General features: G+C 59.1%; 23 protein-coding genes and 2 tRNA genes. 4 read left to right on the top strand and 21 right to left on the bottom strand.

The annotated features are described in order from the left end of the window. Positions 1–105 precede the first annotated feature (105 nt). From AB5Y70_RS07850 to ruvA, 16 genes are all read right to left on the bottom strand, one after another. Positions 106–181, bottom strand: a tRNA-Val gene (locus AB5Y70_RS07850). A 32-nt stretch (positions 182–213) separates the two neighbouring features. Beyond that, positions 214–289: transfer RNA gene (locus AB5Y70_RS07845), tRNA-Lys, on the bottom strand. A gap of 174 nt (positions 290–463) precedes the next feature. After that, positions 464–1,273: a tol-pal system protein YbgF gene (gene ybgF, locus AB5Y70_RS07840; RefSeq protein ID WP_042014605.1), complete on the bottom strand. Its 810-nt coding sequence runs from the start codon at positions 1,271–1,273 to the stop codon at positions 464–466. A 157-nt stretch (positions 1,274–1,430) separates the two neighbouring features. After that, positions 1,431–1,955: a peptidoglycan-associated lipoprotein Pal gene (pal, locus tag AB5Y70_RS07835; protein WP_010672877.1), complete on the bottom strand. Its 525-nt coding sequence runs from the start codon at positions 1,953–1,955 to the stop codon at positions 1,431–1,433. A gap of 48 nt (positions 1,956–2,003) precedes the next feature. Next, positions 2,004–3,329 carry a Tol-Pal system beta propeller repeat protein TolB gene (tolB, locus tag AB5Y70_RS07830; protein WP_049635941.1) on the bottom strand — a complete coding sequence of 442 codons (1,326 nt, stop codon included), beginning with the start codon at positions 3,327–3,329 and terminating at the stop codon, positions 2,004–2,006. A gap of 77 nt (positions 3,330–3,406) precedes the next feature. Then, complete coding sequence (gene tolA, locus AB5Y70_RS07825; RefSeq protein WP_010672875.1) at positions 3,407–4,537, bottom strand: cell envelope integrity protein TolA; 1,131 nt, start codon at positions 4,535–4,537, stop codon at positions 3,407–3,409. A gap of 5 nt (positions 4,538–4,542) precedes the next feature. Continuing rightward, entirely contained in the window at positions 4,543–4,989 is a 447-nt protein-coding gene (gene tolR, locus AB5Y70_RS07820; RefSeq protein WP_010672874.1) for a protein TolR, read from the bottom strand. Continuing rightward, the gene (gene tolQ, locus AB5Y70_RS07815) at positions 4,989–5,675 is read right to left on the bottom strand and encodes a protein TolQ (RefSeq protein ID WP_010672873.1); all 687 of its coding nucleotides are present in this window, start codon (positions 5,673–5,675) and stop codon (positions 4,989–4,991) included. The genes tolR and tolQ overlap by 1 nt, the downstream gene beginning before the upstream one ends. Then, positions 5,665–6,072, bottom strand: a complete 408-nt coding sequence (gene ybgC / locus AB5Y70_RS07810) for a tol-pal system-associated acyl-CoA thioesterase (protein WP_010672872.1) — start codon at positions 6,070–6,072, stop codon at positions 5,665–5,667. The genes tolQ and ybgC overlap by 11 nt, the downstream gene beginning before the upstream one ends. A gap of 286 nt (positions 6,073–6,358) precedes the next feature. Beyond that, positions 6,359–6,670: a cyd operon YbgE family protein gene (locus AB5Y70_RS07805; protein WP_039039483.1), complete on the bottom strand. Its 312-nt coding sequence runs from the start codon at positions 6,668–6,670 to the stop codon at positions 6,359–6,361. After that, complete coding sequence (gene cydX / locus AB5Y70_RS07800) at positions 6,657–6,773, bottom strand: cytochrome bd-I oxidase subunit CydX (RefSeq protein WP_005331536.1); 117 nt, start codon at positions 6,771–6,773, stop codon at positions 6,657–6,659. Before cydX ends, AB5Y70_RS07805 begins: the two co-directional genes overlap by 14 nt. Before the next feature lie 14 nt (positions 6,774–6,787). After that, positions 6,788–7,924, bottom strand: coding sequence for a cytochrome d ubiquinol oxidase subunit II (gene cydB / locus AB5Y70_RS07795; protein ID WP_010672870.1), 1,137 nt, complete (start codon positions 7,922–7,924; stop codon positions 6,788–6,790). A 12-nt stretch (positions 7,925–7,936) separates the two neighbouring features. Continuing rightward, positions 7,937–9,493, bottom strand: a complete 1,557-nt coding sequence (locus AB5Y70_RS07790) for a cytochrome ubiquinol oxidase subunit I (RefSeq protein ID WP_010672869.1) — start codon at positions 9,491–9,493, stop codon at positions 7,937–7,939. Between the two features lie 686 nt (positions 9,494–10,179). Then, positions 10,180–10,422, bottom strand: coding sequence for a hypothetical protein (locus tag AB5Y70_RS07785; RefSeq protein WP_029313687.1), 243 nt, complete (start codon positions 10,420–10,422; stop codon positions 10,180–10,182). A gap of 10 nt (positions 10,423–10,432) precedes the next feature. Further along, complete coding sequence (gene ruvB / locus AB5Y70_RS07780) at positions 10,433–11,443, bottom strand: Holliday junction branch migration DNA helicase RuvB (protein ID WP_041211014.1); 1,011 nt, start codon at positions 11,441–11,443, stop codon at positions 10,433–10,435. Positions 11,444–11,451: 8 nt separating this feature from the next. Beyond that, entirely contained in the window at positions 11,452–12,066 is a 615-nt protein-coding gene (gene ruvA, locus AB5Y70_RS07775; protein ID WP_010672867.1) for a Holliday junction branch migration protein RuvA, read from the bottom strand. A 232-nt stretch (positions 12,067–12,298) separates the two neighbouring features. Here ruvA and AB5Y70_RS07770 point away from each other — a divergent pair, with 232 nt between their 5' ends. The 3 genes from AB5Y70_RS07770 to AB5Y70_RS07760 all read left to right on the top strand — a co-directional run bounded on the left by AB5Y70_RS07770 (position 12,299) and on the right by AB5Y70_RS07760 (position 16,994). After that, positions 12,299–14,308, top strand: a complete 2,010-nt coding sequence (locus AB5Y70_RS07770; RefSeq protein ID WP_049635942.1) for a methyl-accepting chemotaxis protein — start codon at positions 12,299–12,301, stop codon at positions 14,306–14,308. Between the two features lie 137 nt (positions 14,309–14,445). After that, positions 14,446–16,170: a proline--tRNA ligase gene (locus tag AB5Y70_RS07765; RefSeq protein WP_049635943.1), complete on the top strand. Its 1,725-nt coding sequence runs from the start codon at positions 14,446–14,448 to the stop codon at positions 16,168–16,170. A 194-nt stretch (positions 16,171–16,364) separates the two neighbouring features. Next, positions 16,365–16,994 carry a PolC-type DNA polymerase III gene (locus tag AB5Y70_RS07760; RefSeq protein ID WP_049635944.1) on the top strand — a complete coding sequence of 210 codons (630 nt, stop codon included), beginning with the start codon at positions 16,365–16,367 and terminating at the stop codon, positions 16,992–16,994. Between the two features lie 192 nt (positions 16,995–17,186). Here the strand turns inward: AB5Y70_RS07760 and AB5Y70_RS07755 are convergent, their stop codons facing one another. The 3 genes from AB5Y70_RS07755 to AB5Y70_RS07745 form a co-directional block, all read right to left on the bottom strand. Then, positions 17,187–17,867, bottom strand: a complete 681-nt coding sequence (locus tag AB5Y70_RS07755; protein ID WP_045523363.1) for an SDR family oxidoreductase — start codon at positions 17,865–17,867, stop codon at positions 17,187–17,189. A gap of 18 nt (positions 17,868–17,885) precedes the next feature. Then, positions 17,886–18,515: a TIGR04219 family outer membrane beta-barrel protein gene (locus tag AB5Y70_RS07750; RefSeq protein WP_049635945.1), complete on the bottom strand. Its 630-nt coding sequence runs from the start codon at positions 18,513–18,515 to the stop codon at positions 17,886–17,888. 92 nt (positions 18,516–18,607) lie between these two features. After that, the gene (locus AB5Y70_RS07745; RefSeq protein ID WP_039039478.1) at positions 18,608–19,048 is read right to left on the bottom strand and encodes a copper chaperone PCu(A)C; all 441 of its coding nucleotides are present in this window, start codon (positions 19,046–19,048) and stop codon (positions 18,608–18,610) included. Positions 19,049–19,137: 89 nt separating this feature from the next. Between AB5Y70_RS07745 and AB5Y70_RS07740 the strand changes: the two genes are divergently transcribed. Continuing rightward, positions 19,138–19,887 carry an enoyl-CoA hydratase-related protein gene (locus AB5Y70_RS07740; RefSeq protein WP_049635946.1) on the top strand — a complete coding sequence of 250 codons (750 nt, stop codon included), beginning with the start codon at positions 19,138–19,140 and terminating at the stop codon, positions 19,885–19,887. 2 nt (positions 19,888–19,889) lie between these two features. Here AB5Y70_RS07740 and AB5Y70_RS07735 read toward each other — a convergent pair whose 3' ends face one another. Beyond that, positions 19,890–20,318, bottom strand: coding sequence for a DUF2753 family protein (locus AB5Y70_RS07735; RefSeq protein ID WP_010672859.1), 429 nt, complete (start codon positions 20,316–20,318; stop codon positions 19,890–19,892). Positions 20,319–20,403: 85 nt separating this feature from the next. Next, complete coding sequence (locus AB5Y70_RS07730) at positions 20,404–21,111, bottom strand: ParB-like protein (RefSeq protein ID WP_010672858.1); 708 nt, start codon at positions 21,109–21,111, stop codon at positions 20,404–20,406. Positions 21,112–21,197: the final 86 nt, after the last annotated feature.

Raw genomic sequence — 21,197 nt, 5'->3', positions numbered from 1 at the left:
CGAACCTACGACCAATTGATTAAGAGTCAACTGCTCTACCGACTGAGCTAACGACCCACATCCTGAACCTTTCACCAACCGCATGTGGCGGCCAGCATTACAACATGGTGGTCGTTACTGGGCTCGAACCAGTGACCCCCTCCTTGTAAGGGAGGTGCTCTCCCAGCTGAGCTAAACGACCTGGGAATATTGTCTTCACCTGCTGTGAAGAAATGGTGGGTCGTGCTGGATTCGAACCAGCGACCAATTGATTAAAAGTCAACTGCTCTACCGACTGAGCTAACGACCCTCACCACGACCAGCGCCGACTGCATTACTGCTCCGGCTCTGACGGCGGCCTATATTACGGATTTATCATCCTGGCGCAATAGAAAAATCTTAAATTAAATCTGATTGTTCACTGCGCATACAAAGCACGGCGGTATTTACAAGAGTGTTACGAAAACAGTGACATGCAGCAATGTCACAGCTTGGCCAGACTCTGTTTGGCCAGCTGGGCCGGCGAGGTGTTGGGGTAACCCTTGATCACCTGCTCATAGAAGGCCTTGGCCTCTGTTTTTTTGCCGTCAAGCTGGGCGAGCATGCCGAGTTTCAGCAGGGCATCGGCCCGCTTGGGTGACTTGCTGTATTTGTTCGCCACCGTGGAGAACTGGCTCGCGGCCCCCGCCCTGTCGCCCTTGTTGAACATCAGCTGGCCAAGCCAGTAGTGGGCATTGGGAACATAGCTGGAGTTCGGGAACTGCTTGATGAACCCTTCGAAGGCAGGAATGGCCTTGTCGTAGTTCTTCTCCTTGAGCACCATGTTCACGGCCGCGTCGTAGGCCTGGTTCTCATCCTGGTTGGTGGAGTAGTTGGCTGCCGCGGCAGGAGGCGTTGCAGCACCTGCAGCAGGTGTTGCGGGCGCGGCGGCAGGCTGGCTGTTGGCCACCTTGTCGAGCTCTTGGTAGAGTTGGCGCTGGCGCTCCTGGGACTGCTCCATCTGGTAGGTCTGCTGTTCCAGCTGACCACGCAGCTCGGAGACCTCCCCTTGCAGGGAGTCGACCTGTTGCTGCAGTTCGGCCTGCAGACGCAGACGGGCGTTGAGGGTACGCTCCAGCAGAGCAACCCGGTCTTCCAGGCTGCCGGTCGGTACGATGGCACCATTGTTGCCGCTCAGCACCACGCCGCTGCTGCCAGAATCCCCGCTCAGATCGCTCACGGGTGCCGCCGCTTGCGCATTCAAAGCAACCAACACGGCCAGCGCAACACCAGCTTGCTTGTACACAGATTTCATTCGGATCAAACCTTAGCGTTTAGTGCAAATAAAACGGCCAGCGCATAGTCGCTCGCTGATACAGATTTCATTCGGATCAAACCTTGACGTTTAGTGCAAATAAAACGGCCATCGAAATGGCCGCTTGCATATAAACGAACTTCGTTCGACTCAAACCTTAGTAAACCAGGACCGCACGGCGGTTCTTGGCAAAGGCTTCCTCGGTGTGGGACAGATCCAGCGGCTTCTCTTCGCCATAGCTGACGATGGAGAGCTGCTCGGCCTGCACACCCAGGGTTTGCAGATACTTGGCAACAGCCTTGGCACGACGCTCACCCAGCGCGATGTTGTATTCCGGCGTACCGCGCTCGTCGGCGTGGCCTTCGATCAGTACCTTGACGCTCGGACGTTCACGCAGGTAGCTGGCGTGGGCATCCAGCAGGTCGGCGTACTGACCCTGAATGTCGTAACCATCGTACGGGAAGTAGATCACGTTGTCGCGTTGCAGCGCTTCGAACTTCTGACGCATCTGCTCTTCCGGGGACAACATGCCGTTGGCGCCGCCGGTTTGTACACCGCCCATGCCGTCGGTCATGCCGGACTCGGCGCCAGCGGCGTCGGAGTCGGAAGAGGAGCTACAGGCAGCCAGGGTGAACAGTGGCAGTGCGATGGCCAGACCCTTGAGCAGTTTATTGAGTTGCATGCTATTTCCTTAAACCTTTATAACAAAACAAAAAACAATCGATTTTTATCAATTCAAGAAGGGCGACCAAGCTGGTGCACGAATTTCACCGCTACTGGTCGGAAGCACTGCCTTGAAGCGACCGTCGGTCGACACCAATGCAAGACTCTTACGACCCTGATAGATGGTGGCATAAATGATCATGCTGCCATTGGGAGCCACACTTGGCGATTCATCCAGAGCACTCTGGGTCAGTACCAGCATGGCTCCATTTTCCATATCCTGGCGAGCGATGCGATATTGTCCCTGAACCCGGGTCACCATCACCATGGACTTGCCGTCCGGTGTGATGGATGCCCCCTGGTTGGAATCCCCTTCCCAGGTCATCCGGCGAGTCATGCCAGTCGCCAAATTTACGCTATAAATCTGGGGTTTGCCACCACGTTCAGAGGTGAACAGCAAAGTTTGACCGTCCGGCATCCAGGAGGGTTCGGTGTCGATGGTGCGGTTATTTGTGACTCGAGTGAGTTGCTTGCTAGCAACATCAACGACATAGATGTCAGGCTGCCCATCTTTGGACAGAACAATAGCCAAACGACGACCATCCGGAGACCACTCCGGCGCACCGTTGATGCCACGGAAGCTGGTGATCAGACTGCGCTGCTGGGTGTAGATGTCCTGCACATAGATCTCGGACTTCTGGTTCTCGAAGCTCACGTAAGCCAGCTTGCTGCCATCCGGCGACCAGGCCGGGGACATCAGGGGTTCACGGGAGCGCAGCAGAGTCTTCTCGTTGTAGCCGTCGTAGTCGGAGATCCGCAGCTGATACGGGAACTGGGTGCCCTGCTGCACGGAGACATAGGCCAGACGAGTCAGGAAGGCACCACGCTCACCGGTCAGACGCTCGTAGACGATGTCGGAGATGCGGTGGGCAAACTGGCGCATCTGCGCACCCGGGATGGTCGCCATGCGGCTGTCCAGGATGTAACCGTTCGCCTCACCGCCCTGGGTCTTGGCCAGCTGGCCTTTCAGGACGTCGACCAGCTCGAAGTTGATCTTGTAGGTGCCATCACCCACGGCGGCGATGGAGCCGACCACCACGGCTTCGACTCCCTGGGAAGCCCAGGGTGCGAAGTTGATCTCGCCGCTGGAGCTCGGCGCCTGCGGCATCTGGCCACGGGCCAGCGGCTTGAACTTGCCGCTGCGCATCAGGTCGTTGGAGACCACTTCCGCGATATCCTGCGGCAACTGGCCATTGCCCTCCCACTTGAAGGGAGCGATGGCGATGGGACGTGCACTGTCGATACCGCCGGTGATGACGATATCCAAGGCCGCCTGAGCACTCTGGCCCAGCAACAAACAGCCAACCAAAGCAAAAAACACTTTTCTTATCATGGCTTAAACTCTCAGTTCCAATTTGAGACTCAGTTCTCTGATCAACAACCTTTGCCAATCAAAGCAGAAACACTCTCTTAAATCGTTGGCGCTAGCTGAAGGCGTAGATCCTTCATCAATTCGAATGCCGCCGGATCCTTCGGCACCGGCAACTGGTTGGCCTTCAGAACCGCCGCCTTGCCGGAGCGGCAGACCGCCGGATCACCCTGACCGTTGTCCACCGAGATGACGAAGCCGCTACTGGCCAACTTGACACCGATAGTACATGTTTTGCCCCGCATGGTGGGATCCAAAATCATGTAGCGCTCGACCGTGGCCTTGATGAGGGCGGCATACTTGTCGACCTCGCCCTTGGCGGCTGCCGATGCTGCCTGACTGCGCGCATTGGCCTCGGCGGCCAGCTGCTGCTCCATCATGGCTTCCATCTCTTTTTGCAACTTGGCCTCTTCGGCCGCCTTGCGCTTGCGCTCCGCCTCAATCTTGGCCTTTCTGTCGGCCTCGGCCTTCGCCTTCTTCTCTGCGTCAGCTTTTGCCTTCTTGTCCGCCTCTTCCTTCGCCTTCTTCTCGGCCTCGGCCTTGGCTTTCTTCTCGGCTTCCGCCTTCGCCTTTTTCTCGGCTTCGGCCTTGGCCTTCTTCTCGGCTTCCGCTTTCTTGGCCTTGGCCTCTTCCGCCTTGGCCTTCTCTTCAGCCTGCTTCTTCTCCAGCTCTTCTTTTTTCTTCTTGAGCGCCAGCGCCTTGGCCTCTTCCGCCGCCTTGCGTTCGGCTTCGGCCTTCTTGGTCTTCTGCTCTTCCAGCTTGCGGGCTTCCTCGGCTTTCTGGGCCTTCTCTTCCGCCTGCTTCTGTTCAGCCTCTTTCTTCTGCTTGTCGGCTTCGGCCTTGCGGGTCGCCTCTTCGGCCTGCTTGCGCTTGGTCTCGGCGATACGCAGACGCTCCTGCTCCTGTGCCAGCTCGCGTTTGACGCGCTCAGCGTCTTCCTTGTCCTTCTGCTGCTGTGCAGCCTTGGGCTGGGCCTGCTTCTGCTGCTGGACCTGCTGCATCTGCTGCTCCAGCATTTCGCTGTCCATCATGACCGCATTGACGATCTGTCCCTTGGACTCGGGGCGCTTGGGTTTGCTGAAGTCGACACCGACCAGCAGGATGATGCCGATGATCAGATGCAGCAGCAGCGACGCGACGAGATAACCGGAAATACCACGCTTCACATCCATCTCCGTCAGTTCACCGGATCCGTCATCAGACCAACCTGAGGCACACCGGCTTTCTTGAGGGCCACCATCAGCAGGATCACCTCCTCGTAGCGCACGGACTTGTCACCGGCGACCACCACAGGCGCGTTCTGGTTGATGGCCAGATAGCCCATGGCCTTCTCGGTGATGTACTGCTGCATCGCCTCTGGTGTGCCGCTCGGTACGGGTTCGTCATCCGCCTCGCCGGCCTTGATGACGTACTCACCCTCGGTATTGACGCTGACGATGAAAGGCGGCTTGGAGTCTTCCGGCAACTGCTCGGACTCCGCCTGGGGCAGGTCGACCTTGACCCCCTGCGTGATCACGGGCGTGACCGCCATGAAGATGATGAGCAGCACCAGCATGACGTCGATATAGGGCACCACGTTGATCTCGGCGACCTTTTTGCGTTTGAGCCGCTGATAGGTTTGCATTACTTCTCACCCTGCTGTGCGATTTGGCGATTCAGAATGGTGGTGAACTCGTCCATGAAGTTGGCGTAGGCGTTTTCCAGCCGTTCGACCTTGTTGGTGAAGCGGTTGTAGAAGATAACGGCCGGGATGGCGGCAAACAGACCCATGGCGGTGGCGATCAGCGCCTCCGCGATACCCGGTGCCACCATCTGCAGGGTCGCCTGCTGAACCTGGCCCAGAGCGATAAAGGCGTTCATGATCCCCCAGACGGTACCGAACAGACCGATATAGGGGCTGATGGAGCCGATGGTCGCCAAGACCGGCAGGTTGGACTCGAGATCGTCCACTGCACGGGACAGGGAAACGCGCATGGCGCGATAGGTACCGTCCATCACCGCATCCTGACCGCGGGCTCCGGCCTTGAGCAGGCGGGCATACTCCTTGAAGCCGGAGTAGAAGATGTCTTCCATGCCTTCGATGTCGTCACGACGGGAGGAGGACTCCTGGTAGAGACGATTGAGGTCGACCCCGGACCAGAATCTGTCTTCAAACTGCTCCGAGGCGAGGTTGGCCGCCTTGATGGCCTTGGAGCGCTGGATGATCAGCGCCCAGGAGACGACCGACATGCCCATCAGGGTCATCATGACCAGTTTCACCAACAGACTGGCTTGCCAGAACAGGCCAATAAACGAAATTTCAGCGTGCACTTAACAGCACTCCCTTGATTTTTTCAGGTATTGCAACAGGTTTCATTTGCGGATGACTGACACAGGCGATCTGTACCATGGCCTGAGTGATCAGCCGTCCATCAGCCGCCAGGATCTGCTGTGAAAAACGCATGGAAGCGCGTTTCACTTCAGTTACTTGCGTCATTACGGTCAGCAGTTCATTGAAGCGGGCCGCCGCGCGGAAGTCGATTTCGGTGCGACTCACCACAAACGCGATCCCCGCCTGCAGCAGGACATCCTGTTCGATGCCGCCTGCGCGCAGGAATTCGGTGCGGGCCCGTTCCATAAACTTGAGATAATTGGCGTTGTAGACGATGCCTCCGGCATCCGTGTCTTCGTAGTAGACACGCACCGGAAACTCAGAGACTTCCCCCATAAAAATCTGTGATCCATTCGACAGTCAGATGGGGGGCTATCATAGCGCAGGGCTGAATAGGAAAGAAGCAGGGGGAGACAGGGAAATCCCCTCTCTCCCTGTTTTTTATGGTGTGCTGCGGCGCCGACAGGCCGAAGACCACAGGGCTGTCAGCATCGCAAGAAAAGCGGAAAAGAGAAGTGGCTGCGAGCGGCGTGACGAGCGAGGTTCTGTCGCTCTGACCGGGCGACGGCACGCCCCTCAAAAAAGAAGAAGGAGGTGGGCTCATGCCGACCTCCTTCATCATTTATGGCAGGTAGTAGCTGCTGGTCAGCCAGAGCCCGCAGAGCAGGCTGGGCAGGGCGAGCCAGGGGAAGAACAGCACGCGACCCACCAGGCTGCGCGGGTGAAACCCCAGTCCATGCATGACACCGCAACAGACCGCCCACATCAGCCAGGGCGCAAGCCAGAGGCCGTGCTCACTGGTATTGGCCGCGACCAGGTTGGGCGCCTGCAAGATGGCGACAGCCAGCAGGGCCGCCGCCAGCAGCATCAGACCTTGCCATGGCTGGCGCTCCAGAGGAGCGGCCAGCCGGGCGAGCCTGTCACTTGTCTTCATCAATCTGACGATCCAGGTTCTCGGTGTGCTCCAGCCAGAGCGCATTGATAATCCCAAACGCACAGGCCAGCAGCAGCCCCAGGATCCAGGTGAAATACCACATATCAGGGCACCTTCTTAGTAGAGCGATTGTTGGTTGTCTTCGATGTGCTTGTTACTCACCCGGCCGAACATCTTGATGTAGGTCCAGATGGTGTAAGCCAGCACGGTCGGCACGAAGACGACTGCGACTACCGTCATCACCTTGAGGGTGTTGAAGGAGGCGGTGGAATCCCACATGGTCAGGCTCTGGGACGGCTCGAGGCTCGAAGGCATCACGAACGGGAACATGGAGAAGCCCGCGGTCAGGATGATGCCGGCGATGGCCAGGGAGGAGAACAGGAACGCCACCCAACCCTTGTCCAGCTTGGCCGCCACGGCGGTCAGCAGACACATCACCAGACCCAGCACGGGTGCGGCAATCATCCAGGGATAGAGGTTGTAGTTCTGCATCCAAGCACCGGCCTGCACCACCACTTCCTTGTGAAGGGGGTTGGTGACGGCGTCGGTGGCGACGGAGCCCACAATCACATAACCATCCATGCCGCTCACCCAGACACCGGCCAGGGCGAACAGCACCAGGGTCAGCAGGGAGAAGATCATGGCGGCGGTGCGAGAGCGCGCCAGCACTTCACCTTCGGTCTTCATCATCAGCCAGGTTGCACCCTGGGTGATGATCATGAAGAGGCTCACCAGACCGGCCAGCAGACCGAACGGATTGAGCAGGCCGAAGAAGTTGCCGTGATAGGTCATCATCAGGAACTGGTTGAAGCTGAACGGTACACCCTGCAGCAGGTTGCCGAACGCCACCCCGAAGATAACAGGGGGAATGGCGCTACCGGCAAACAGAGCCCAGTCCCAGTTGGAGCGCCACTTGGCGTCTTCCTGCAGGGAGCGGTACTTGAAGCCGACCGGACGGAAGAACAGCGCCATCAAGGTCAGGATCATGGCGATGTAGAAGCCGGAGAAGGCCGCCGCATAGACCATGGGCCAGGCGGCGAACAGGGCTCCACCGGCGGTCACCAGCCAGACCTGGTTGCCTTCCCAGTGCGGCCCCATGGTGTTGAGCATCACGCGACGCTCCACATCCTTCTTGCCGACGAAGGGGAGCAGGGCGCCCACCCCCATATCGAAACCGTCGGTGATGGCAAACCCGATCAGCAGCACGCCGACCAGCACCCACCAGACCAGACGCAACAGTTCGTAATCAAACATGGGTCACTCTCCTTATGCCTTGCTCTGTTCGAAGTGGTACTTGCCCGTCTTCAGGCTGCTTGGGCCCAGGCGCGCATACTTGAACATCAGGTACATCTCGATGATCAGCAGTACTGTGTAGAACAGGAAGATCCCGATCAGAGAGAACCAGATCTCGGACGCAGGAATGTTGGATGCAGAGACATAAGTCGGCAGCATCTCGGCGATGGTCCAGGGTTGACGACCATACTCAGCGACAAACCAGCCAGCCTCGATGGCGATCCAGGGCAGCGGAATGCCGTACAGCAGCGCCTTGAGCAGCCACTTGCGCTCGCCGATCTTGTGGCGGGTGCTGTCATAGAAGGCCAGACCGATCAGCACCAGCATCAGGATGCCGCAGGCAACCATGATGCGGAAGGCGAAGAACAGCGGCAGTACCTGCGGGATGGAGTCATCCACGGCAGCCTTGATCTGCTCGTCGGTGGCGTCGGTCACGTTGGGGGTGTAACGCTTGAGCAGCAGACCGTAGCCCAGATCCTGCTTCACTTCGTCGAAGCGGGCGCGGGTATCGTCGGACTTGTCACCGGATTGCAGCTTGGTCAGCAGGTCGTAGGCGGTCATGCCGTTGCGCACGCGCAGCTCATGCTCGCTCTTGAGATCCTTGAGACCAGTCACCTGACCGTCGAGGGAACGGGTGGCGATGATGCCGAGGGCATAGGGGATCTTGATGGCGTAGTCGGTGCGCATCTCCTCCTGGTTCGGGATCCCGAACAGGGTGAAGGATGCCGGAGCCGGCTCCGTGTTCCACTCGGCCTCGATGGCCGCCAGTTTCACCTTCTGCACTTCCCCGGTCTCGTAGCCGGACTCGTCACCCAGCACCAGCACGGAGAGGATGGAGGCCATGCCGAACGCGGCCGCGATGGCGAAGGAGCGACGAGCGAACGCCACATCACGATTCTTCAGCAGGTAATAGGAGGAGATCCCGAGCACGAACATGGCACCCGTGGTATAGCCTGCCGCCACGGTGTGGACGAACTTGACCTGTGCAACCGGGTTGAACACCAGGTCGGCGAAGCTCACCATCTCCATGCGCATGGATTCGAAGTTGAACTCGGCACCCACCGGGTTCTGCATCCAGCCGTTGGCGACCAGGATCCACAGTGCGGAGAGGTTGGTCCCGAGCGCCATCAGCCAGGTAGCCGCCAGGTGCTGGCGCTTGCTGAGACGATCCCAACCGAAGAAGAACATACCGACGAAGGTGGACTCCAGGAAGAAGGCCATCAAGCCTTCGATGGCCAGCGGGGCCCCGAAGATGTCGCCGACATAGTGGGAGTAGTAAGCCCAGTTGGTACCGAACTGAAACTCCATGGTGAGCCCGGTGGTAACCCCGAGGGCAAAGTTGATACCAAACAACTTGCCCCAGAACTTGGTCATGTCCCGGTACACTGTGTTGTTGGTCATCACATAGACAGACTCCATGATCGCCAGGATGAAGGCCATCCCCAGCGTCAAGGGTACAAACAGGAAGTGATAAAGGGCCGTCGCAGCAAATTGGAACCGCGATAGGTCTACCACATGCTCAGCAATCATGATGTTTCCTCACCGATTATTGGCACGGCTATTTTAAGTTTTAAGGACAAAGCTTCCATTGGAAGTCCCCGAACGGTCGGTCACCCCTCGCGGACTGACCGGATTCGACTGCCACCACATTAACAACAAGGCAATATACAGGAACAAAAAAAGCTAATGTTTAACATCTAATAAACAATAACCAGGGTTCTATTCCCGCCTATAATGATCGCTGTTTTATATCACCTTTATTTGATTGAAATCAATGTAAAACCACCCTCAATACATGTTTTTTCAAGGTAACTTATAGGGCTTTCCCCATTAATTATGGGAGCTTCATCACAAAAAACGATAAGTCGTAAATAATTGATTTAAATCAATTTTATGACCAACCAAAATAGTTTCAATTCTGTTAAACAAATACGCAACCACGGAAATAAAGCCCTCGCGTCTCGATTATTTCAATAAATGGCCAGGCTCATCCAAAAATCAATTTAAACCCAGTAAAAACACATGTTTATGCGGATTGGCACTCCTACCAAAATCATTAGTTTATCTAATCAGAAGCCCATAGATTTTCTTGTTTGTCCCACCCGTAAAGAGCTCCTACAATGCGCCTCGCAGTGAGGGCATACCTCTGAATACAGGCCGGTCATTCCGGGTTCCCGGTACGTATTCGATGAACATTTCGAACCTGTTTGTTGGGATTAATGATGAAAAAGTTTGTTGCCAAGACCATCCGTTACTACAAGCTTTCTTTCGTTCAACTCTATCAAATGAACCGACTCTGAAGCCTCGCGACGGCTCCTCTGTTTTTTCCCGACCGGTCTGCAGACGCGCTCACTGTCTGTGAACATCCATCCTGAATTGTCTTTGCCCACCGCCTGTGCCGTGGGCTTTTTTTTGCCTGCAAAACAAAAAGCCGCCTCAAGGGCGGCTTTTTGGTTCATATCGCAACGTCTACTGATCTGCCGGTCGTTCCAGGCCAAAGTGTGCGTAGGCTCTCTGAGTTGCGATCCGCCCTCTGGGTGTACGTTGCAGATAGCCTTGCTGGATCAGATAAGGTTCCAGCACGTCTTCTATGGTGTCCTTCTCCTCACCGATGGCGGCGGCCAGGTTGTCGAGCCCGACTGGCCCCCCCATAAACTTGTCGATGACGGCCAACAATAGCTTGCGATCCATGAAGTCGAAACCTTCATTGTCCACGTCCAGCATGTCCATAGCACGGGCCGCAATGGGTCCGTCAATTCGCCCGTCAGACTTCACCTGGGCAAAATCTCGTACCCGCCTTAACAAACGGTTAGCAATGCGCGGTGTCCCCCGGGAGCGACGGGCTACCTCGAGAGCGCCGTCTTCCGTCATGTCGAGCCCGAGGCAGCGGGCGCTGCGAGAGACGATGTCGGTCAGGTCCTTGACGTTGTAAAACTCGAGGCGCTGCACGATGCCAAACCGGTCACGCAGGGGGCTGGTGAGGGAGCCGGCCCGGGTGGTGGCACCGATCAGGGTGAAGGGAGGGAGATCGAGCTTGATGGAGCGGGCCGCCGGCCCCTCCCCTATCATGATGTCGAGCTGATAATCCTCCATGGCCGGGTAGAGCACCTCCTCCACCACCGGGCTGAGACGGTGGATCTCGTCGATGAAGAGCACATCGTTCGGTTCCAGGTTGGTGAGGAGCGCCGCCAGATCGCCGGCCTTCTCCAGCACGGGGCCCGAGGTGGTCTTGATGTTGACCCCCATCTCGTTGGCGACGATGTTGGCTAGCGTGGTCTTGCCAAGGCCGGGAGGCCCGAAGATCAGCAGATGATCGAGGGCCTCCCCGCGCTGGCGGGCGGCCTCGATGAAGATCTCCATCTGATCGCAGACGTGATCCTGTCCGGTGTAATCGGCCAGCTTTCTGGGCCGGATGGCCCGATCGATGATCTCGTCCTCACGGGCGGCACCGGCCGAGATGAGGCGATCCGCTTCAATCATTGTCTACCTCACACCAGGCTGCGCAGGGATTCACGAATGATCTCCTCTACCGACATGCCGTCGGCGGCCACCTTGCTGACGATCTGGCTGGCCTGCTGCGGCTTGTAGCCGAGGGCCACCAGTGCACTGGCCGCTTCCTCGCTCGCATCCGGGGCACGCAGCGGGCTCTCTTTCGCGGGCAGGGTGATTTCGGCCGGGGAGAAGAGATCGTGGCTGACCCAGCCCTTGAGGCGGTCTTTCATCTCCACCACCAGGCGCTCGGCGGTCTTCTTGCCCACGCCGGGCAACTTGACCAGGGAGCTTATCTCCTCGCGCTCAACGCTCATCACAAACTGGGTGGCCGTCATGCCGGAGAGAATGGCCAGTGCCAGCTTGGGGCCGACCCCGTTGGTCTTGATCAGCTCGCGAAACAGCGCCCGCTCCTGCTTGTGGTTGAAGCCGTAGAGCAGCTGGGCATCTTCACGCACCACGAAGTGGGTGTGAATGACGGCCTCTTTCCCGAGTTCGGGCAGATCATAGAAGCAGCTCATGGGCATATGAACCTCATATCCCACCCCTCCGACTTCCAGCAACACCTCGGGGGGTTGCTTCTCGATGATGACGCCTCTCAAGCGACCGATCATGTTCTTTTCCTCGCCACGCAGACTCTCGCAAATTGGGTCATAGCATAAAGAATAACTGGATAAGTATCCAGCATAGGTCCATGCAGATCATGGGATGACCAGCTCTTCATACCCGGCCATTTCCCTCGTTCAGAACACAGTCTGTCACTTTATTTTCCATCGGGGATGGCACATCTTCGTCATTGATTGAACACTGAAATGGTCTTGTTCGGCACCAGGGAAGGCTTGAATCATGAAAATCGTCACCACATCCAACCTCGGACTCACCATTCTGCTCGGCTGCACCCTGGGCATGGGGGCGATCGGCTGGTATGGCAGCCAGCGGCTGGCTGATCTGCTCTCCTACGTCCTGGGTGCCGCCTGGCAGACGGCAGATGGTGCCATGGAGGGCTCCATCGAACTCGGCAACCAGTCGCTCTATATCCAGAAAATGCTTTCGGGGATCCCCCTCGACGCACCGGAGCTGCAACGGGCAAAAGAGGCGGCCAGCGACGCTTTGCACCGGGTGGAGCAAGGCGGGCTCATCGATGCGGCGGCCATCACCACGCTGAAGCAGCATGAGCAGACCTATCAGCAAGAGCAGGCACAGCTGCTGACCCTCTATCGCACCTTCACGAGCGCCGATGAGGCGCTGCGTGCCAGTTCTGAACGCATGTCACGCCTCTCGACCAGGCTGGAGGTGATCGGTGACGAGGCCGTCGAGAGCCTCACCCGCTCACCGGATCAGGCCATCAGCTGGAACGGCGGCCTTGCGACCCGCTGGCAAGCGGCCGATGGCGGCATGGAGGCCAACATCGGATTCCTGCGCCAGCTCTATGCGCTGGAGAAGATGCAGAGCGAAGGCCCTACTCCTGCCATCCAGGCCGAGCTGGCACAAGCCACCCGCTTCTATCAGGACGCGGTTGACGGCATGCTGGCAACCGGCCAGTTCGATGTGCCCGGCGACGGGGAGTTTGCAGGCCAAATGCTCTCCACCCAGTATCGTGCCCTGCAAGCCGACAATGCCCGCCTGATCCGTGAATGGACCACAGCCCTGAGCGCTTATCAGAACCAGCTGGCCCGTTACGAACACAGTGCCGACCAGCTCAGGCTGGCTCTGGTCGAGGTCGAGGCCCAGGGGGACGCCACCGTCGAGGATCAGGTTCACCAGCTCAACGCCATCATCGACTACACCAGGGGACTCATCCTGGGGGGCTTGCTGCTCAGCCTGCTGATCGTCACCTGCTGCGGCTTCTGGCTGGTACGCACCATTGTTCGTCCGCTACTCCAGGTCGACAAGCGCATGCAGGACATCGCCGCCGGGGAGGGAGATCTCAATGCCCGCATCAACCTCTCACGCGACGACGAGATTGGCTCCCTGGCCGGCAGCGTGGATCGCTTCATCGAGAAGCTGCAGAAAATGATCAGCGCCACCATGGACAACAACCAGCACATCAACCAGCACGTGCACACCTCGGTCAACCGGGTCCAGGCCATCAGCCAGAGCAGCCGCCAGACCGCAGCGCATGCCCAGGCGCTGCACCACGACAGCGAGCAGATGGTGCAGGTGGCCACCACCATCTCGGACAACTGCAACCTGGCGGCACACAACGCCAACGAGGTGCGCCAGCTCACCACGCAAAGCAGCCAGTATGTCTCCTCCGCCACCGCCGGCATGCAGCGGGTGGTCATGGAGGTGGGTGAATGTGCCACCGCCATCAACGCCCTCAAGGAGCAGGCAGGGCAGATTGGCCAGATCATCTCCACCATCAGCAATATCTCGGAGCAGACCAACCTGCTGGCACTCAATGCCGCCATCGAAGCCGCCCGGGCGGGCGAGATGGGGCGCGGTTTTGCCGTGGTGGCCGACGAGGTGCGCACCCTGGCCAATCGCACCGCCACCTCCAGTGCCGAGATAACGGACGTGATCAACAGCATCCAGCAGCAGACAGAGCAGGCTTATCTGATGATGCAACGCAACCTGAAAACCGTGGAATCGGGTATGGCGGACTCCGACAACACCAAGCAGATCCTGTTCAAGGTAGAAGAGGCCATCGATCAGCTCGCCGACATGGTGCAACAGGTGGCAGAGGCGACCAGCCAGCTCTCCCACACCCTGGGGCACACCACGGGCAAGGTTTCGGATATCAGCCTGCAGGCCCAGACGGGCGAACAGGAAGCCCAGGAGTGCCTGCAACTGGCCTCCTCCCTCCATCAGGCCAGCCAGCAGCAACAGCAGTTGCTGTCGCAATTTCGGGTCTAGTGCGGACGGGGCAAGGCCCCCGCCCTCCCCCCAGCGCCGCTGAATTTAGCCCTTGGGCCGGGGGGCTTCGCCTGTTAAAATTCCGCACTTGAAATTTTCCAGGGCCAAGCCGCCCGAACTAGCGAAGGTCTACCGCGATGCGTACCAGCCAATATCTGCTTTCCACTCTCAAGGAAACCCCCTCCGACGCTGAAGTTGTCAGCCACCAGCTGATGCTGCGCGCCGGGATGATCCGCAAACTCGCTTCCGGCATGTACGCCTGGCTGCCGACCGGCCTGCGGGTCCTGAAGAAGATTGAAAACATCGTCCGCGAAGAGATGAACAATGCGGGTGCCGTCGAAGTGTCCATGCCGGTGGTACAGCCCGCCGAGCTGTGGCAGGAGTCCGGCCGCTGGGATGACTACGGCCCCGAGCTGTGCCGCCTGACCGACCGTCACAACCGCCCCTTCGTGCTGGGTCCGACCCACGAAGAGGTGATCACCGCGCTGGTCCGTTACGAAGTGAACAGCTACAAGCAACTGCCGCTGAACCTCTACCAGATCCAAACCAAGTTCCGCGATGAAGTGCGCCCCCGTTTCGGCGTGATGCGTGGCCGCGAATTCCTGATGAAGGATGCCTACTCCTTCCACATCGACAAGGCCTCCCTGGTCGATACCTATGAGAAGATGCATGCGGCCTACTGCACCGCCTTCACTCGCATGGGTCTGAACTTCCGCCCGGTGCAGGCCGATACCGGCTCCATCGGGGGCACCGGCTCCCACGAATTCCAGGTGCTGGCCGAGAGCGGTGAAGACTTGATCGCCTTCTCCGATACATCCGATTACGCCGCCAACATCGAGATGGCCGAAGCCCTGGCGCCGGCTGGCGAGCGCGCTGCCGCAACCAAAGCCCTGACCAAGGTGGCCACCCCGGCCGTCCACACCATCGACGAAGTGGCCGCTTTCCTGAACGTGGCGCCGACCGCCATCGCCAAGACCCTGCTGGTACTGGCCGAGGAAGACGAGCACGGCAAACAGGCCGTCATCGCCCTGGTACTGCGTGGCGACCACGAGCTGAACGAAATCAAGGCCGAGAAGCTTTCTGGCGTGGCTAACCCGCTGACCTTCGCCAATGACGAGCAGATCAAAGCGGCCGCCGGTTGCGATGCAGGCTCCATCGGCCCGGTCGGCTTTGCCGGTCGCATCATCGTCGATCGCAGCGCCGCCCATCTGAGCGATTTTGTTTGCGGCGCCAACGAGACCGGTTTCCACCTGACCGGTGCCAACTGGGATCGCGACATCACCTCTTTTGAGGTTGCCGACCTGCGCAACGTGGTGGAAGGCGACCCGAGCCCGTGCGGCCAGGGCAAGCTGCTGCTCAAGCGCGGTATCGAAGTGGGCCACATCTTCCAGCTGGGTACCAAGTACTCCGAAGCGATGAAGGCGAGCGTGCTGAACGAAGGCGGCAAGTCCGTCACCATGGAGATGGGTTGCTACGGTATCGGGGTTTCCCGTCTGGTGGCTGCGGCCATCGAGCAGAACAACGACCAGTACGGCATCATCTGGCCGGATGCCATCGCCCCGTTCGAAGTGGCCATCGTGCCGATGAACATGCACAAGTCCGAGCGCGTGGCCGAGCAGGCGCAGCAGTTCTACGCCGAGCTCAAAGCCGCCGGTGTGGACGTGCTGTTTGACGACCGCAAGGAGCGCCCGGGTGTGATGTTCGCCGACATGGAGCTGATCGGTGTGCCCCACGCCATCGTCATCGGTGACCGTGGTCTCGACAACGGCGTGGTGGAGTACAAGTGCCGCCGCTCCGGCGAGAAGCAGGAAGTGGCCATCGGCGAGATCGTTGCCATGCTCAAGGCCAAGCTGGGTCGCTGATAACGCGACACCGCCTTTCGCTTTTCATAGGAAAGCCCCGAGTGCCACGGCACTCGGGGCTTTTTATATGGCTCTCAGCCATGATGCACAAAAATGCGTCTCCAGCGTGAACCAATGAGATAACTGCATTGCCCTGTACACGGCACGGCTGATTTCCTAGACTGGCGCTCTTTACCGAGCTTGCCCGAGAAGTTATGTCCATCGCCTCAGCCAATACCGTTGTCGTGCTCGACTTCGAGACCACAGGGCTTTCACCCGGACAAGGGGATAGAGCCATCGAGATCGGTGCCGTCAGAATCAAGGATGGCCATATCAGTGAGCGTTTCTCGGCATTGATGAATCCGGGCTTCAACGTGAGCAGCTTCATCGAGCAATATACCGGGATCAGCAATGCCATGCTGAAACAGGCTCCCCCCTGTAACGAGGTGATGGCGGATTTCGTCGACTTTATCGGTGATGACAATCTGGTCGCCCACAACGCCTCCTTCGACAAGCGCTTTCTGGATGCGGAAATAGAGCGATTGCCGGCGCAATACCGCGGCCAGTTCGCCTGTTCCCTGCTGCTATCGAGGCGCCTGTTTCCCGATGCCCCGGATCACAAGCTGGGTACCCTGGTGCAATACCGGAGCCTGCCCAATGACGGGGTGTTTCACCGTGCCCTGGCGGATGCAGAGGTGACGGCCCACCTCTGGCTTGCCTTGTTGGAAGAGCTGGCGTGTCGGCATGGCATTATCGACCCGGACTTTGCATTGCTGCTGACCCTTGGCAAGAAGCCAAAACAGGTGATTCCATCCTTCCTGCGGGAATATGCGACTCGGAAATAATATGTGCCGAGATGCATCATCAATCATCCGTGCCATGTCGGCACTGAATTTACCCGCCTTCACATCCATGATGGCCCGGCGTAAAGAGAGGCAGGCAAGCAGATAATTTAGCACTGCACATCAATGAAAAAGCGCGCCAAATGGCGCGCTTTTTTTCCTTGTCATCTGGCGACGGGGCCGGTTCACGGCGCTTCAGGCATTACGACCGATAAAGAGATCGGTCACATGGCAGCTGCTTCTCGCGGCCAGCGCATCCAGCATGTAGGCTGCCGCGTCTTCCGGCGTCATGAAACCACTCGAATCCACGTGATCCGAATTCTCCCAGAACTCGCTGCGGATCCCGCTCGGATAAAGGTTCACCAGTCGCAGGGGAGCACTCTTCAGCTCGGCCCGCAAGGATTCGAGAAAGCCGCGCATGCCCCATTTGGAGGCGCAATAGAGGCTCTCGTTGGCCTTGCCGGTCTGGGCGGCGGAGGAGAGCACATTCGCCAGCACCCCGCCCTTGTCGCCGATGAGGCGTACCGTCTGCTGGGCCACCAGTATGGTGGAGATGAGATTGCTCTCCACCACCCGGCGGATCTGCTCGGCGGTGTAGACACCCACCGGGCCGAACTCGCCGACACCGGCACAGTGGATCACCATGTCGGGCAGACCGCCCCACTCCACCGCAGCGGCAAAGGCGACATCCACCTCTTCGTGGTGTGCGAGATCGGCGGCAATGCCGATCACCGCCTTGCCGAGCAGCTCTTCCTGCTCCTGCAGTTTCTGGTAACGGCGACCCATCATGGAAACCTGATGGCCGCGTTCAACCAGCCCTATGGTCAGGGCGCGGCCCAGTCCGGACCCCGCGCCAGTCACTATGATGTGGCCCATGTGTGCTCCTCAGGGAGATCAGAAGGTGAATTCACCACCGATGAACCAGCCGTCGATGGTCTGATCGACGCGATCGAAGTCCATCTCGGCCTCACGCCAGCCGGCGCGGATCTTGAGCGGCACGGAAGAGAACTTGTAGGAGCCGCCCAGACGGTAGTCGTAGTTGTCGGCATCCTGCACGCGGGCATCACCGAAGGCGGCAAAGCCGGTCCCCGGGATGCGTACTTCACCCCCGGTGTAGGCCATCAGCACATCCTTGTCATAGGAGTAGTGCTGGGTGTTGAAATCACCGTCGTAGCGACGACCGGTCAGACCCAGATCGATCTGGAACAGATCGTTGTTGAACAGGCGATAGTAGAGGCTCAGGTCGTAAGCCAGCAGATCGTTGTTGAAGCTGCCACCGCTGCTGCTGAAGTCGGACATTTCAAACTTGGCGTTGGGCAGCAGCAGGATGCCGTGCTCCAGTTGCAGGTAGCCGCTCCAGTTGTAGTTCTCGTCGTAGCTGCCATCGGCACCCACGCTGCTGACCTGGCCACTTCCCTGGGCATTCCACAGATCGGCACCCGCCGCAAAACGCCAGTCATTGGCGGCCATGGCCCCATGGCTGAGCAGAGCCATCACAGTGCCGGCAATCAGGGTCTTCTTCATCACTTCGCTCCATTTTGGACTGGAAAGGCCATCATTTTACCCGCTGGGCAAGGAATACCTAGAGTAAAAAGCTGAACAAGCGTCCATAAATGTCAGTGCTTCATCCCTTTCATGGGTTCGACCGGCTTCACGGGCAGGCTCAGTGACAGCGTCTGCCCATCGTCCAGGGTCAGGGTCAGCGGGAAGGGCGTGCCCTGGGCCAGGGTATGGATGTCGAACAACATGATGTGCAGGCTGCCGGGCTTGAGCACGGCCTCCCCCTTGGCCGGGATCTCGATACTCTCCACCTGGCGCATCTTCATGACGCCGTTCTCGTGCAAATGGGTGTGCAGCTCGACACGGCCCGCCTCAGGAGACGCTCCCGCCACCAGTTTCACCGGTTTGTCCCCATCGTTCCTGAGCACCATGAACGCCGCTGTGTTCGGCGAGCCAGGGGGCAGCAGGCGCACATAACCATCGACTGCGTCGACCTTGGCCAGGGCCGGGGCGGCCAGAAGCAGTGCCATGGTGGAATAAAACGCACGTTTAAACATGGTTGAAATCCTTTTATGATGTTGTTAAACGAGACAAAGCTTACCCCTGTGGCAAGCTTTTGACAGCCCCCGACAACAAGGATTCAGACATGGCCCTCACAATTCTGGCCGAACAGCAGGACGGCTTGCTCACCCTGACCTTCAATCGACCGGAAAAGCGCAATGCCCTCAACACGGAAACGTATCTGGCGCTGACCGACGCACTGCGCCAGGCCGCCCGGGACGAAGAGGTCCATGTGCTGCTGTTGCAGGGCCAGGCGGGGTGCTTCACCGCCGGCAACGATCTGGCCGACTTTGTTGGCAAGCACGCCCTTGAGCCGGACGACCCCATCCTGCAATTTCTGCACACCCTGGCCGACTTCCCCAAACCGGTGATCGCCGCCGTGGGCGGCCCGGCAGTCGGCATCGGCACCACACTGCTGCTGCACTGCGACCTGGTCTATCTGGGTGACAACGCCCGGCTGCAGCTGCCTTTCGTCGAGCTGGGACTGGTGCCGGAGTTTGCCGCCAGCCTGCTGCTGCCACGCGCCGTCGGTCACCTCAAGGCGGCGGAGCTGTTGCTGCTGGCAGAGGCCATCGATGGGGAAGAGGCGCTGCGTCTCGGGCTCGCCAACCGGGTGCTGGCCCCGGCGGACCTGCTCCCCTTCGCTCGGGAGCAGGGACTGAAACTGGCGGCCAAGCCGCCGATGGCGCTCCAGAAGAGCAAGGCGCTGCTCAAGCAGGAGCTCAAACAGGCGGTGCATTTCGTCATCGACCTGGAAGCGCGCGCCTTCGCCCAGGCCCTGCAAGGGGAAGAGGCGCAAAACCGCATCGCCAGCAAGCTGCAAAAACGGCGCTGAACTTAGTTGAGACGGAACCGGCCTATCAGCTCGCAGCCCTGCACCCTGTCCTGCACCTGGATAAGCCGGGCAATCTCCGGATTGGGGTGGCGCTTCAAGAAGGAGAGCAGGGCGGCGCGGCAGCAGCCCAGCTCGCTGATGAGGGATTCGCACTCACGGTTGGGGCACTGGGGCACCAGGGCGGTGACCAGCTCGGAGGCGAGCTTGAGGTAGCGCAGTTCATAGGCGGGCTCTTCCATGGCACGCCAGAAATCGGCCATGCGGTGACAGGTGGCGACCCGCATGCTGGCCAGTTCGTCCAGATCCCCGGAGGCCAGCTCATACACTTCCCCCAGGGCCTGCTGATAGAGGCAGATCGCCGTGCCCAGAGCCCCCATGCCAAGGGCGTTCTCCGCCTCCAGCATGTAACGTTGCCAGTTCTGATGTTCCATGTTCCTCTCCTTTGCCGACACGAGTGGAGTTTGTATCATGGCCAATCGAGAACAAATATCAACCAGACCCTTTGTGCAGGATCCCTCAACCCGCCGTTCTGGGCTGATTGACGCGACACTGCTTGCCGGGGTAACCAGGCAGATCCGACGCCTTGCTGCTGCACGCCAGCCGTTTGGCTTCGGCGAGGCGATCTGCGAGGTTGACCTCATCGATCGGCTGCCAGGCCATCTGCTGGCCGAGCCAGCTGGCCCAGGCAAACTCGACGAAGTAGACCTGATCCTTCTTGCTGAAGTAGCCCGCATCCTGCAACAGCCCCGCCAGGGTGCGGTAGGGGTAATCCGGCAATTCACCGATATGGCCGGGCAACTGCTCGGGAGTCAGGGGTTGACCCCGTTCATCCTTGAGCCAGGCCCAGTGGTTGTTCTGCATCTGGCTCCAGAAATTGGCCCTGTCCTGCAACCGTGCAATCACCTTGACCCTGACCTGCTTCACCCCCTGCTGCCACAGCGCCTTGGTCAGATGGTGCCTGTCCACCAGCCAGTAACCCCCATCCGGCGCGATGACGATGGGGATCTCTTTCTTTTTCATCAGCTTGTCGAGCTGCTTCTCGCTCTTGTCCGCCAGCTCCCGGGCAGTGGTATCCACCTGCAACTGCCCCACGCCGCCCTGGGTGGGGTGCAGCGCCTCTATGTTCACCTCGCACCAGCTTCCCACCGGGCTGCTCTTCTCGCACGGGGACAACGCCCAGGCGCCCTGGCTCAGCACGCAGGCCAACAAGATCCATGCTCTCATCATTCTCTCCTTTTCCTGGCGCTCACGGCGCCCCTTCGTTGACAGCCGCATCGGATATCAATGGGACTCATGCTGGCGGTCTGACC

Source organism: Aeromonas sp. s1(2024) (assembly GCF_040908005.1).
Taxonomy (GTDB): Bacteria; Pseudomonadota; Gammaproteobacteria; order Enterobacterales; family Aeromonadaceae; genus Aeromonas; species Aeromonas caviae.
Note: the sequence above shows the minus strand (reverse complement) of the source record. Positions and strands in the feature narration are given on the sequence as shown.